The organism is Cohnella sp. GbtcB17, assembly GCF_019091135.1.
GTDB lineage: Bacteria > Bacillota > Bacilli > Paenibacillales > Paenibacillaceae > Cohnella.
Genome location: NZ_JAGXJW010000025.1, coordinates 1 through 13,665, shown reverse-complemented (window position 1 = coordinate 13,665; position 13,665 = coordinate 1). Strand labels below are relative to the sequence as shown.

The 13,665-nt window shown below is 60.1% G+C and carries 12 protein-coding genes and 1 pseudogene; all 13 read right to left on the bottom strand.

Going from position 1 to position 13,665, the window contains the following annotated elements:
- Positions 1 to 7 precede the first annotated feature (7 nt).
- Positions 8 to 280, bottom strand: coding sequence for a YlzJ-like family protein (locus KVT38_RS15210; protein ID WP_217594580.1), 273 nt, complete (start codon positions 278 to 280; stop codon positions 8 to 10).
- Complete coding sequence (locus tag KVT38_RS15205) at positions 277 to 1,041, bottom strand: ClpP family protease (RefSeq protein ID WP_217594654.1); 765 nt, start codon at positions 1,039 to 1,041, stop codon at positions 277 to 279. Before KVT38_RS15205 ends, KVT38_RS15210 begins: the two co-directional genes overlap by 4 nt.
- Before the next feature lie 225 nt (positions 1,042 to 1,266).
- Positions 1,267 to 2,946: a ribonuclease J gene (locus KVT38_RS15200; protein WP_217594579.1), complete on the bottom strand. Its 1,680-nt coding sequence runs from the start codon at positions 2,944 to 2,946 to the stop codon at positions 1,267 to 1,269.
- Positions 2,947 to 3,179: 233 nt separating this feature from the next.
- Positions 3,180 to 4,055, bottom strand: a complete 876-nt coding sequence (dapA, locus tag KVT38_RS15195; RefSeq protein ID WP_217594578.1) for a 4-hydroxy-tetrahydrodipicolinate synthase — start codon at positions 4,053 to 4,055, stop codon at positions 3,180 to 3,182.
- A 56-nt stretch (positions 4,056 to 4,111) separates the two neighbouring features.
- Entirely contained in the window at positions 4,112 to 5,329 is a 1,218-nt protein-coding gene (gene dapG, locus KVT38_RS15190; RefSeq protein WP_217594577.1) for an aspartate kinase, read from the bottom strand.
- Between the two features lie 131 nt (positions 5,330 to 5,460).
- Entirely contained in the window at positions 5,461 to 6,501 is a 1,041-nt protein-coding gene (locus KVT38_RS15185) for an aspartate-semialdehyde dehydrogenase (protein ID WP_217594576.1), read from the bottom strand.
- Between the two features lie 46 nt (positions 6,502 to 6,547).
- Positions 6,548 to 7,144: a dipicolinate synthase subunit B gene (locus KVT38_RS15180; RefSeq protein WP_217594575.1), complete on the bottom strand. Its 597-nt coding sequence runs from the start codon at positions 7,142 to 7,144 to the stop codon at positions 6,548 to 6,550.
- Entirely contained in the window at positions 7,141 to 8,037 is an 897-nt protein-coding gene (gene dpsA / locus KVT38_RS15175) for a dipicolinic acid synthetase subunit A (RefSeq protein ID WP_217594574.1), read from the bottom strand. Before dpsA ends, KVT38_RS15180 begins: the two co-directional genes overlap by 4 nt.
- A 241-nt stretch (positions 8,038 to 8,278) precedes the next feature.
- Positions 8,279 to 8,722, bottom strand: a complete 444-nt coding sequence (gene dut, locus KVT38_RS15170; protein ID WP_217594573.1) for a dUTP diphosphatase — start codon at positions 8,720 to 8,722, stop codon at positions 8,279 to 8,281.
- Positions 8,685 to 9,965, bottom strand: a complete 1,281-nt coding sequence (locus KVT38_RS15165; protein ID WP_217594572.1) for a M16 family metallopeptidase — start codon at positions 9,963 to 9,965, stop codon at positions 8,685 to 8,687. The genes dut and KVT38_RS15165 overlap by 38 nt, the downstream gene beginning before the upstream one ends.
- Before the next feature lie 92 nt (positions 9,966 to 10,057).
- Positions 10,058 to 11,116: a polysaccharide deacetylase family protein gene (locus KVT38_RS15160; RefSeq protein WP_217594571.1), complete on the bottom strand. Its 1,059-nt coding sequence runs from the start codon at positions 11,114 to 11,116 to the stop codon at positions 10,058 to 10,060.
- Between the two features lie 202 nt (positions 11,117 to 11,318).
- Positions 11,319 to 13,424, bottom strand: coding sequence for a polyribonucleotide nucleotidyltransferase (gene pnp, locus KVT38_RS15155; RefSeq protein ID WP_217594653.1), 2,106 nt, complete (start codon positions 13,422 to 13,424; stop codon positions 11,319 to 11,321).
- Between the two features lie 168 nt (positions 13,425 to 13,592).
- A pseudogene (gene rpsO, locus KVT38_RS15150) lies at positions 13,593 to 13,665 on the bottom strand (30S ribosomal protein S15); the annotation flags it as partial.

Here is a 13,665-nt window from a genome sequence, read left to right as displayed (position 1 = left end):
AGACGGTCTAAAGTCCCCGTTCCCCGTCGTCGATCGACGGCGTTCCCGCTGCCGCGTTCGACGGAGCCGCGCCGAAGTAGATCAGCTTGCCGGGCTCGAGCGCCGGCATCAAATAAGCGTCGAGCGGCGCCGAAACGAGACGGACGAGCTTGCCGACGCCGGGGGCGACCGGCGCCAGCAGCATGCGCAGCGCGCCGAGCTCCACCTCGATCATCGGTTGTTGCGCATCGCTCCAGCCTTCGAGCACCAGCTCCATCGGCATCGGCGTATACAGCGTCATTGCACCTCGCCTCCTTGCGGCGCGGCGAACGCCAGCTTGCGCTCCGCGATTCGCCGGTTGAGCTCGCGAAGCGCCTCGCCGATTCCCCCGATCGCATCGATCAAACCGTAGGATACCGCGTCTGGACCGACGACCGTCGTGCCGATGTCGCGTGCGAGCTCCCCCGTCTTGAACATCAGTTCCTTAAACTTGACTTCTCCTACCTTGCTGTGCCTCGTCACGAAGCGAACGACGCGCTCCTGCATTTTGTCCAAATATTCGAACGTCTGCGGCACGCCGATGACAAGACCGTTCATCCGGATCGGATGAATCGTCATCGTCGCACTTTCCGCTATCAACGTATAATCGGCCGCGACGGCGATCGGCACGCCGATCGAATGCCCGCCGCCGAGCACGACCGCCACCTTCGGCTTCGACAGCGACGAGATCATCTCCGCGATCGCAAGGCCCGCCTCGACATCGCCCCCGACGGTGTTGAGCACGATGAGCAAGCCTTCGACCTTCGGGCTCTGCTCGGCGGCCACCAGCTGCGGGATGACGTGTTCGTACTTGGTCGTTTTATTCTGAGGCGGCAGCATCATATGACCTTCGACCTGTCCGATGATCGTCAGGCAAAATACGTTCGATTCGGCCTGCGGCACGGTTGCCGTGCCGAGCTGGACGATATTTTCGGCCGCGACCGAGCCTTTGCGCGCTTCGTCCGGCGTCGCGGGCTGCTCCGATACGCGCGTTTCGTCGTTCGTCGATTTCAGCGAGTTCATTGAATTGATTGAGTTCATCGAGTTCGTCAAGTTGCCACTTCCTTCCCGAATCTGCGATCGCGCCGCGCCGCTTGGGCGCAGGCTTCTGCGGTTCGACATAGTATGAACGCACAGGCGCACATTATTCGATTCGCGAATCGCGGGAAAAATGCCAAAAAAACCGCTTGCCCGGATATGCCGGGGAAGCGGTCTTCGGTTGAGTGTGAGGGTTGCTTGCGATTTCGTTTATACTTCCATGATGATCGGCAGGATCATCGGTCTTCTTCTCGTTTGCTCGTACAGGAAGCGCCCGAGCGCGTCCTTCACGTTGGTCTTCAGGGATGCCCACTCGTTCACATTGTCGCTCATCAGCTTGTGCAGCGTACCCGTCACGATCCGGTTCGCTTCTTCGAGCAAGCCTTCGGATTCGCGCACGTATACGAAGCCGCGAGAGATGATATCCGGACCGGACAAAATCGTGCCGTCCTGCTTGGACAGCGTGACGACGACGACCAGAATGCCGTCCTGGGAGAGCAGCTTGCGGTCGCGAAGCACGATATTGCCTACGTCCCCGACGCCCAATCCGTCGATCAGCACGTTGCCCGAAGGAATCTTGCCGGCCTTGCGCGCAGTGCCGTTCTGGAATTCGACGACGTCGCCGATGTCGCACAGGAAAATATTTTCCCGGTCGATGCCGACCGATTCGCCGAGCAGGGCATGATGCCGAAGCATCCGGTATTCGCCGTGAATCGGAATAAAGTACTGCGGACGGATCAGGTTGAGCATAAGCTTGAGCTCTTCCTGGCTGCCGTGACCGGATACGTGTACGCCGGATACGGAGCCCGGCCCGTAAATGACGTGCGCGCCAAGGCGCATGAGCTCGTCGACCGTTCGGCCGACATATTTCTCATTGCCCGGAATTGGCGTCGCCGAAATGATGACGGTGTCGCCTGCAAGAATGTCCACTTTGCGGTGCGTCGATCGCGCCATGCGCGACAGTGCGGACATCGGCTCGCCCTGGCTGCCCGTCGACAATATGACGACGCGATCGGCCGGCAGCTTGTTCACTTCTTCGGGCTCGATGATCATGCCCTCCGGAACGTCCAAATAGCCCATCTCCGACGCGATCGTCACGACGTTCACCATGCTGCGGCCGACGACGGCCATCTTGCGGCGCGTCTCTGCAGCTGCATTAATGACCTGCTGAACCCGATGGACGTTCGATGCGAACGTGGCCACGACGACGCGCTGCTTCGCCCGACGGAAGATCTCCTCGAATTCCTTGCCGATATTGCTCTCCGACGGCGTGAATCCGGGGCGCTCCGCATTGGTGCTGTCCGACAGCAGCGCAAGCACGCCGCGCTTGCCGATCTCGGCCATCCGCTGCAGGTCCGCGTATTGATCGTTGACCGGCGTATGGTCGAACTTGAAGTCGCCCGTATGCACGACGACGCCTTCGGGCGTCTCGAGGCAAACGCCGACCGAGTCCGGGATACTGTGGTTCGTACGGAAGAAGGACGCCTTGATCGAGCCCATCTGCACTTCCGAATCGGCGGTGATCAGGATGCGCTTCGTATCGCCGAGCAGTCCCGCTTCCTTCAGCTTGTTCTCGATCAGCCCGGTCGTGAGACGCGTGGCGTAGATCGGCACGTTCAGCTGCTTCAGAACGTAAGGAAGTCCGCCGATATGGTCCTCGTGACCGTGCGTGACGAGGATGCCGCGAACCTTCTCGCGGTTGTCCAGCAGGTGCGTAATGTCCGGGATGACGACATCGATGCCGAGCATCTCTTCTTCCGGAAATTTCAAGCCTGCGTCGACGACGACGATATCGTTCCCATACTGAACGACATACATATTTTTCCCGATCTCGCCGACGCCGCCAAGCGCGTAAATCAATAATTTGTCTGTGCTGTTTTTCTTGGACAAGTCTAGTACCTCCTACGATAATTCGACGATCCCGATCTATGGAATTGTCAAGTTGCAAATTTTGGCCGCACCCATTCACTCCACCCCATTATACATGATGCCAATCCACTCGTACAAGTCAGGCTAACGAATACGGCCGAATACGATTAATTTCTCCATTTAACGCAAAACCGATGCCGGAGGCATCGGTCGCTCGAATACATATGGAATAAGAACCAAATCCCGGACGGCATTCAGTTAAATAAAGCTTCGATAAAAGCCTGCTCGTCGGCCGAGGCGGGAGCGAGCGGCAGTCTTACGCCGCCGACGTTAAATCCTTTGACGGAGAGCGCATGCTTGACGGCGACAGGATTCGGCACGGGATGCGGGCACTGGAACAGACCTTTGAATACCGGATACAGCTTGCCGTTGAGCTGTGCCGCCTCCGTCAATCGTCCGTCAAGGAACGCATCGATCAATTGCTTCATCTCCGCGCCGACGACGTGGCTCGCCACGCTGATGATACCATAACCGCCGACGGCAAGCGTCGGCAGCGTGATGCCATCGTCTCCGCTGTACACGACAAAGCCTTCAGGCGCGCCTGCGACCAGCTCGGTAATTTGCTCGACGGACGCGCATTCCTTGGTCGCCACGACGTTCGGAAGCTGCGCGAGTCTGAGCGTCGTCGCGGTGGACAAGCTGACGACGGTACGTCCCGGCACATTGTAAAGAATGACGGGCAGCTTCGTGGATTCGGCGATCGCCTTGAAGTGCAAATACAGGCCTTCTTGATTCGGCTTGTTGTAATAAGGAGCGACGAGCAGCAACGCATCGACGCCCGCCTCTTCGGCGAGCTTGCTCAGATGAATCGAATGGGCCGTATCGTTGCTGCCGGTGCCGGCGATAATCTTTGCGCGCCCCGCCGCGCGGCGCACCGAGAAGCGGAACAGCTCCAGCTTCTCTTCTTCGGTTAATGTCGGCGATTCGCCGGTCGTGCCCGATACGACCAGGCTATCCGACTTCTGTACCTCGATCAGCTCGTCGATCAGCCGACCGGTCGCTTCCCAATCGATCTGCAATTGCTCGTTAAATGGCGTCACCATCGCCGTAATCAGGCGGCCGAAATCCATACCCGTATCCTCCTTCGTCTATAAGCCGATCCTTAGCGTCACATTGGTCATAAATCTCATGATACCGCATGCAAGGCAAAAGCGGAATGGAGCGCGGTTAACGCGGCCGCCATATCCTCCTCGCGCACGAGCACCCATATCGTCGTATTCGAGTCTGCGGACTGCAGGATGGGGATCTGGCGCTCGTCGAGCGCCTCCACGATCTTCGCCATGACGCCCGGCTCTCCGTTCATACCGCCGCCGATGACCGATACTTTCGCGCAGCCGCCGCGCACGCGCGGCTCGAATCCCATCTCGGCGAGCAGCCGCAGCGCGAGCGGCGCATCGTGGTCCGTTACCGTATAAAGGACGCCCGCAGGCATCACATTAATGAAGTCGACGCTGATCCCGTTTTTCGCCATCGCCCGGAACACCTCAAGCTGCGGATTAAGCGCCGTCCTATCGGCCGATACGGAAATTTGCGTGACGCCTCTGACATGCGCCAGCCCCGTCACCGCACGATCGCTCCAGCCGATATGCCCTTCGGCCGCGTTGGCATGCGTGACGAGCGTCCCTTCCCCGTCGGAAAAGGTGGAGCGGACACGCACCGGAATGCCCGCCTTCATCGCGATCTCGACGGCTCTCGGATGAATGACCTTGGCCCCGTTATGAGCCATATTGCAAATCTCGTCGTAGCTCACGACGGCCAGCTGCCGCGCTTCCGATACGACGCGCGGATCGGCCGTCAATATGCCGTCCACGTCCGTGTAAATATCGACCACGTCCGCTTGAAGCGCGGCGCCGAGCGCGGTAGCCGACGTATCGCTGCCGCCGCGTCCGAGCGTCGTAACCTCACCGTCTGCCGTCGCGCCTTGAAAGCCCGTCACGACAACGATCTTGCCCTGCGCAAGGTAGGCGAGGATTCGCTCGGTCTTCACCTCGACGATGCGCGCGGCGCCGAACTTGTTGTCGGTGACGATGCCCGCTTGGGCTCCGGTAAGGACGACGCTCGGCAGATCATGGGCGCTTAGCAGGCTGCATAATGTAGCTGCGGAGATTAGCTCCCCGCAGCTCATCAACAAGTCCTTCTCCCGTTCGGCCAATCCCGCTCCGTTCGTGCCGACCCACTCGAGCAGCGTATCCGTCGCGTACGGTTCGCCCCGGCGCCCCATCGCCGACACGACGACGACCAGCCCTGCGCCGGCCTCGTATTCCCGCCGAATATGACGGAGGACGTGCGCCCGAGCGTTAGCGTCGGACAGCGACGTCCCTCCGAACTTTTGGACCGTAACCATCGAAACATCCTTCCTCGCCTCAAAAATGTCGGAACCGCGATGATGTGTATGGCGCCGCTCGGGAAGGGAATTAGGCCGCATCCGTCAGACCAGCCCTCCCCGGCTTCGGGAAGGGCTGGGGGGCAGACGATTTAAGCTCTCGAGGCTGCGATGTGTTCGGCGATCTGAACGGCGTTCCAGGCGGCGCCTTTGAGCAGATTGTCGGATACGATCCACAGATTGAGCGCGCGCGGGTTGGACAGATCGCGCCGTACGCGCCCGACGAACACTTCGTTCTTGCCCGCCGCGCCGGTTGCGAGCGGATACAGCTGGCTGTCCGGATCGTCCTGCAGCACGATGCCAGGCGCGCCTGCGAGCAATGTCTTCACTTCGCCGACGTCGAAGTCTTGCTTCAGCTCGACGTACACCGATTCGGAGTGTCCGTATACGACCGGGATCCGGACGCAGGTCGCGGTCACTTCGAGCGAATCGTCGTCCATGATCTTTTTCGTTTCGCGGATCATCTTCATCTCTTCGAGCGTGAAGCCGTTGTCCTGGAACTTGTCGATCTGCGGGATTGCGTTAAAAGCGATCTGATGCTTGACGGGCAGCGAGCCGACCGGCAGAATGTCCGGCTTGGGATCGCCTCCGGCAAGCACTTCCTTCGACTGCCGGAGCATCTCGTCGATCGCGCGCGCGCCGGCGCCCGATACGGCCTGATAGGTCGAGACGATGATGCGGGAAATGCCGTAACGATCGTACAGCGGCTTGAGCGCCGCCACCATCTGAATCGTCGAGCAGTTCGGGTTCGCGATGACGCCTTTGTGCTCGGCGACCTTGTCGATGTTGACCTCCGGCACGACCAGCGGCGTTCCCGGATCCATGCGGTAGGCGTTCGTATTGTCGATGCAGACTGCCCCGTGCTCGATCGCGTGCGGGATCAACGCCTTCGAGACGTCGCCGCCTGCGCTGAACAGCGCGATCTCGACGCCCTTGAAGCTGTCGGGCGTCGCTTCTTCGACCGTATAGGTTTGACCTTTAAATTCGATCTTCGTTCCGGCGGAGCGCGCCGAAGAAAGAAGCTTCAGTTCCTTGATGGGGAAGTTGCGCGCTGCGAGCTGCTTCAAGATCTGTTCCCCAACGGCGCCGGTGGCTCCCACAACGGCGACGTTAAACAACGTAGGCGTAGACATGATGACTCTCCCCTCTAATCAAGCGACCATCTCTATATGGATATGTTCAAGCGTATAAAAACCGTTCGATAATCATCGGCTGCAGCTGCTTGCCTTGGAGGGCGGCCTCGCACGTATCGATCGCCAGATCCATCCGCGCGACGAGCGAATTGGGCTTCTGGTCCGGATTGTCCTGGCCGAAGGGCACGAAGTAGATGTTCTTCGCGACGAGCAGCCGGGCGATATTCGCGGCATTCAGCCCGAGGCCGTCGTTCGTGGATATCGCCAGCACGAGCGGCCTGCCGTTGCGCATCTGGGCCTTGGCGGCCATCAGCACCGGTCCGTCCGTCATCGCGTTGGCCAGCTTGCTCGTCGTATTGCCCGTGCAAGGGGCGATGATCATGACGTCGAAGCGCTTGGAAGGTCCGAGCGGCTCCGCGTCCACGATCGTGCTGATAATCTCGTTGCCCGTCATCCGGGTCAATTCGGACCGCCAATGCGCCGACGCCCCGAAGCGCGTATCCGTCGTCAGCACGCTCTGACTGACGACGGGCACGACGTTCGCTCCGGCATCGACGAAGCGCTGAATCTGAGGCATAATCTCCGGCAGCGTGCAGTGAGAGCCGGATAATGCGTACCCGACCGTGATTCCTTGCCAATTCATGGCGCTTCCCCCTGTTTGTAGTCGTCCAGAATGCTCTGGCACAGACTGTTCGCGATGATGCGTCCTGCCGTCTTGGGGGCGACGATGCCGGGCAACCCGGGCGCCAGCAGCGCCTTGATGCCGCGCTTCTCCGCGAACCGGAAATCGGTGCCGCCGGGCTTGGATGCAAGGTCGATAATGACCGCGCGAAGGGGAAGTTTGGAGATCACTTGTGCTGTGACTATCATATTCGGTATCGTATTAAAAATCAAGTCAATATTCCCCGCAAGCCGCGCCAAATCAGCGATGTAGAAGGGCTCGAAGCCCATCTCGTACGCCCTCGCGAACGCGTCTTCCCGGCGCACCCCCGCCATGACGGACGCCCCCAGCCCCTGCAGCGCGCGAGCCATCGTCATCCCCGTCCGGCCGAGTCCGAGCACCATGCATTTCGATCCGTGAATCGTGATGTCCGTATGCTGAATCGCCATCATCAAGGCGCCTTCCGCCGTCGGTATCGAGTTGTAAATGGCCACGTCGTCCCGTTCGAACAGCTCTACGACCGTCAGCCGATGCTTCTCGGCAAGCTTGCGCAAATAGCTCCTCGCAAGTCCCGTATATACTTTGCAGGTTTTCGGCAATGCCGCGGCATAATCGTCCGTCAGTTTTAACTCTTGATCCGTGAATATCGCCGAAATCGCACCGTCCTCTTCCGTACCGGCCACCGGCAGCAGCAGCGCGTCCGCGCTTCGCAGCGCATCGGGCGTCCACTCCCCTTTGGTCACGCCCGAAAAAGGCGTGTCGAGACGCTCGAATCCCATCAGCGTTACCGTCGCATCCAGTTCGGTAAGCCGTCTAATGACCTCGAGCTGCCGCGCGTCGCCTCCGGCGACGATAATATGCACGCCCGTAAGCATGACTTCTCCCTCCTTTGACCTTGGCGCCTGGCGGCTTCCTCAGCGCGAGACGGCCGAGGTCGATGCCTCCCGGGCGATGGCGTCGCGGCTCGGGCGGCACGCATCGCGACTTGCATAACTCATCGTATGCAACCGCCCCCCGGCGGGTGCGGAGCAGGGCGCATCCGCGCCGCCGGTTTACAAGGGCACAAAAAAACGTCTTGCGGGGCATGTGCGCCCTGCAAGACGTTCCTATGCAAATTCAAACTCCCGTGTGACCGAAGCCGCCGGCGCCTCGCACCGTGTCGGGCAGCTCGTCGGTCTCCTCGATCGCAACCTGCGGCACCCGCTGGAATACCATCTGCGCAATGCGCTCGCCCCGCTCGATCGCGAACGGCTCCTGCCCCAAATTCACAAGCAGCACCTTCACCTCGCCGCGGTAATCGGCATCGATCGTGCCGGGCGAGTTCAAGCAGGTAATGCCGTGCTTGTAGGCGAGGCCGCTGCGGGGCCTGATCTGCGCTTCAAGCTCGGCCGGCATCGCCATCGCGAAGCCTGCCGGAATCAACGCCCGTTCGCCCGGCGCGAGCACGACCGGCTGCGCGACCGCGGCGTGCAGATCGAAGCCCGCCGCCCATTCGGACATGCGGCGCGGCAGCGGAACGTCTTCATTCCCCGGCAGCCGCTTCAACTGGATTGGATACAACGAATTCCCTCCCTATGCCCGACAATACCTTTTCCTGCGAGCCCACGAGCGCCAATGCCGCCGGCTGGCTCATGATACGTTTCATCATGTTCGCGACGTCGTCCATCGTGACCGCCTCGATTCGTTCGATCATCTCGTCGAGCGTCAGATGGCGCCCGAGCATCAGCTCGTTTTTGCCGAGCCGGTTCATCCGGCTGCTCGTACTCTCGAGGCTCAGGATCAGGTTGCCTTTGAGCTGCTCCTTGCCGCGGCTCACTTCGGCTTCGCTTAATCCGTTGGCGTACGCCTCGTTAAGCATCTCCATCGTCAGATCGTATACGTCCCTCGTCTGCTTGGGCGCGGTGCCTGCATAGACGGTGAACAGTCCGCTGTCGGCATAGCTCGTATGGTACGAATAGACCGAATAGGCCAATCCGCGCTTTTCCCGGATCTCCTGGAACAGGCGCGAGCTCATTCCGCCGCCGAGCGCGTTGTTCAGCAGCGTCATCGCGTACATTTTCGGGTCGTCGATCGGGCAGCCCGGAAACGTAAGGCACAAATGATTCTGCTCCGTTTTTTTGGCATGGAACAGCGCGTCGGGTCTGAACGCGGGCGCCGACAGCGTCGGCGCTTCCGAATGGATCGCGAAGGCGCCGAAGTGCTTTTCAAGCAGCTCGAGCACGCTCTCGTCCACGTTGCCGGCGAGGCTGACGACCGTATTTTCGATCGTGTACCTGCGCTTCATGTAGTCCCGCAGATCGTCCGGTCCCATCGCATGGAGGCGCTCGGCCGTGCCCAAGATCGAATAGGCGAGCGGATGATCGCCGAATGCGGCCGTCGACGCCAGATCGTGAACCGTGTCGTCGGGCGTATCGTCGTACATCGCGATCTCTTCGAGGATGACGTTCTTTTCCTTGGCCAGCTCCTCTTCGGCGAGCTGGGATTCAAAAAACATATCCGACAAAATGTCAACGGCGATCGGCAGATGCTGGTCGAGCACCTTGGCGTAATAACACGTATACTCCTTGGCGGTGAAGGCGTTGACGTTGCCGCCGATCCCGTCGAAGCGGTCGGCGATATCCTTCGCCGAATGGCGGCGCGTGCCCTTGAACAGCATATGCTCGACAAAATGCGAGATTCCGTTGTCCGTCGTCGTCTCGTAGCGGGACCCCGTCTTCACCCATATTCCGAACGCAACCGACCTGCTGGTCGGGATATTCTCGATCATCACGCGCAAGCCGTTCTTCAGCGTGTACTTATTCAACCGTTCTCCCCCTTGCCATGAATGATAACATGATATCAAAAATCGACATCCCTCACAACCGAAGAAGCGCCGCGAAGCGCCCCTATGAACATTTAATTACCCGTCGCCGAAGCATCCAACCGGCGTTCGGACAGCACCTCCGACACCGTTCCCGGCACCAGCCCCTTGGCCCTCGCCGCACGAATGATTCCTTTGAGCGCTTGTTCGGTCGTCGGCGTCGGATGCATTAAAATAAGCGTTCCCGGACCTACGCCGGCCGCGATTTTCGCGACGACGCCGGCCGCGGGCGGCCGTTTCCAGTCGACGGTGTCGAGCGTCCACAAAACCGTCGTCAATCCGAGCCCTGCCGCGATCCGCACCGTTCTGGCGTCGAAATCCCCGGAAGGAGGGGCGAACAGGCGGTTGTCGACATCAAGCGTTTTTTTCAACAGCGTCTGCGTCTTGGCGATCTCTTCGAGCTGCTTGGCATCCGTGATCGTACTCATATTTTTGTGGGAATACGCATGATTGGACACCTCGTGACCGCGCCGCTTGATCTCTTCCGCCGCCTCCGCGTTTTTGCCGAGCCAGCTTCCGTCGAGAAAAAACGTCGCTTTCGCATGCTCTTCGTCAAGCGTATTTAATATAGAAGCTAAATATTCGTTGCCCCAGGCCACGTTGATCATGAGCCCGACCGCGGGCTTCGCCGCATTGCCGCGATAGACCGGCGAAGGCGGCAGGTCCTGCAGCGACACTTGAGGCGCGATCTCCCGGTAAACCCACGGAATCTTGTCCGGAGCGGCCGCCGCCTTACTTGCGGTCCAACCCGCGGCTTTTGCTTTGGCATAGGTGGCGTCGATGTCCACCGTCCTGCCGTTATAGCCGGGAATCGCTTTCCAGACGCGGTCGACGACGGCGTTTTTCGGTTTGACCTCGCGTTTGGGCGCCTCCGCGTCCAGCCAAGCCTTCAGCGATCGTTGTTCGTTCGTCTGCCCCTCGTCCGCCGTCTGCCGCTCCTTGTCCCCGAGTAATCCCGTCTCCGCGTACGTCGCTTCCCCGCTTGCGGACTTGGCGGACTCCACGTAAGCGTGCAGCGGGCCGTACCTGCCCGCCCCGAGCAGCAGGACTAGCAGCGCCACCATGACCGCGGACGGCCAACGCGTTTTGCTCATGGCTCATTCCCAGCTCCCATCCGGGCGCGGACGCGCCCATCGCTTGTCTACATCCTATGCGATTCGGACGGAAAATATGAAAAATCGCGGGAAGGCGCAGTCCCTTCGTACGCCGGCAAGCGGTAGCCGACCAATAAAAAAAAGAGACTGAAAAAACCGGTCTCTTTTGCTTGGCGTATGCGGTTAGTGAAGCCTGCTGCGATTACTGGCCGCTCTGCACCTGCTCGGTCGTGAGCAAGGCTTTGCGGGACAGGTTGACGCGACCCATGTTGTCGATCTCGGTGACCTTGACTATGATCTTGTCGCCGATGGCGACCGCGTCCTCGACCTTGGCCACGCGCTCGGTGGACAGCTGCGAGATGTGAACGAGACCGTCCTTGCCCGGCAAAATCTCGACGAACGCGCCGAACTTCTCAATGCGCTTAACCGTGCCGAGATACGTCTCGCCGACGATCACTTCGCGGACGATGCCTTCGATGATCGAACGCGCCTTGTCGTTGGCGGCCGCATCGGAGGAAGCGATATAGACGGTGCCGTCCTGCTCGATATCGATCTTGACGCCGGTGTCCTCGATGATCTTGTTGATGATCTTGCCGCCGGAGCCGATGACGTCGCGGATCTTGTCCGGATTGATGTGCATCGTGATGATCTTCGGCGCGTATTTGCTCAATTCCTTGCGCGGCTCGGACATCACTTCCATCATCTTGCCGAGGATGAACATGCGGCCTTCCTTCGCTTGTTCGAGCGACTGCGTCAGGATGGAACGGTCGATGCCGTCGATCTTGATGTCCATCTGGATGGCCGTTACGCCCTTCGCCGTACCTGCGACCTTGAAGTCCATATCGCCGAGATGGTCTTCCATCCCTTGAATGTCCGTCAGGATCGTGAATTGGTCCCCGTCCTTGATAAGACCCATCGCGACGCCTGCGACAGGCGCTTTGATCGGCACGCCTGCGTCCATCATGGCCAGCGTGCTGGCGCAGATGCTCGCCTGGGAGGTCGAACCGTTGGATTCGAGCACTTCGGAGACGAGACGGATCGTATACGGGAACTCTGCTTCAGACGGGATGACCTTCAGCAGCGCGCGCTCGCCGAGCGCGCCGTGACCGATCTCGCGGCGGCCCGGCGCACGCAGCGGACGGGCTTCGCCGACCGAAAATGGCGGGAAGTTGTAGTGGTGCATGAAACGCTTGGATTCTTCGAGGCCGATGCCGTCGAGAATTTGCACTTCGCCGAGCGGGCCGAGCGTACAGATGCTGAGCGCTTGTGTCTGTCCGCGGGTGAACAGCCCGGAGCCGTGGGTGCGCGGCAGCAGCGACACGTCGCCCGAGATCGGACGGATCTCTTCCGGCTTGCGGCCGTCTGGACGTACCTTGTCGTGCGTGATCAAGCGGCGCACTTCGTTTTTGACGATATCGTACAGCACTTCCTTGACGTCGCCGAGCTTGCCCGGCTCCTCCGCGTAAACGGCGGAGAAATGCTCGACCGTCTCGGCGTTGATCGCGTCGATCGCTTCCTGGCGGGCGTGCTTCTCTTCGATGCGGACGGCTTCGACGAGTCTCGCTTGAGCATACGCGTTGACGTCGCTCTCGACGGCGGCGTCTACGGCATGCAGCTTGACCTCCATCTTCGGCTGGCCGGCGACGGCGACAAGCTCATTAATCTTGTCCACGATCTTCTTGATCTCGTCGTGACCGAACATGATCGCTTCGAGCACGTCGGCTTCCGGCACTTCGTCGGCTTCGGCTTCGACCATCATGATCGCGTCCTTCGTGCCTGCCACGACGACGTGCATGTCGCTCTTTTCCTCTTCGGCGACAGTCGGGTTAATGATGAATTTGCCTCCGACGCGGCCGACGATGACGCCGCCGATCGGGCCGTCGAACGGCACGTTGGAGATGGCGAGCGCCGCGGAAGTGCCGATCATCGCTGCGATCTCCGGCGGGCAATCCTGATCCACGCTCATGACGAGGCTGACGATTTGCACGTCGTTGCGGAAGCCTTCGGGGAACAGCGGGCGGATCGGCCGGTCGGTCAGACGGGAAGCCAGGATGGCCTTTTCGCTGGGACGGCCTTCGCGCTTGATGAAGCCTCCTGGAATTTTGCCGACGGCGTACAGCTTTTCTTCATAGTTGACGGTGAGCGGGAAAAAATCCAGGTCCTTCGGTCCGGAAGAAGCCGTAACCGTGGACAAAACAACCGTATCTCCGTAGCGGACGACAACGGCGCCGTTCGCCTGCTTGGCCAGACGTCCCGTCTCCAAAGATAACGGGCGGCCGCCGAGCGACATCTCTACTTGGTGTGCCAGTGCAATCCCTCCTCTAAATTAGACATATGTAAATTCGACATGCTCTCTATTATTTCCTGCCGGACGAATCTTAGGCGCGGAGGACAAGCCCTAAGCTTGAAAAAAGCAACCCGCCGCCCCGGACCGAGGCCCGAATGGCTAAGCAGGTTGCTTGTGTCGCGAAGCGAATTAACGGCGCAGGCCGAGCTTCACGATCAGCGCGCTGTAACGCTTGACGTCCTTGTTCTTCAGGTATGCCAGC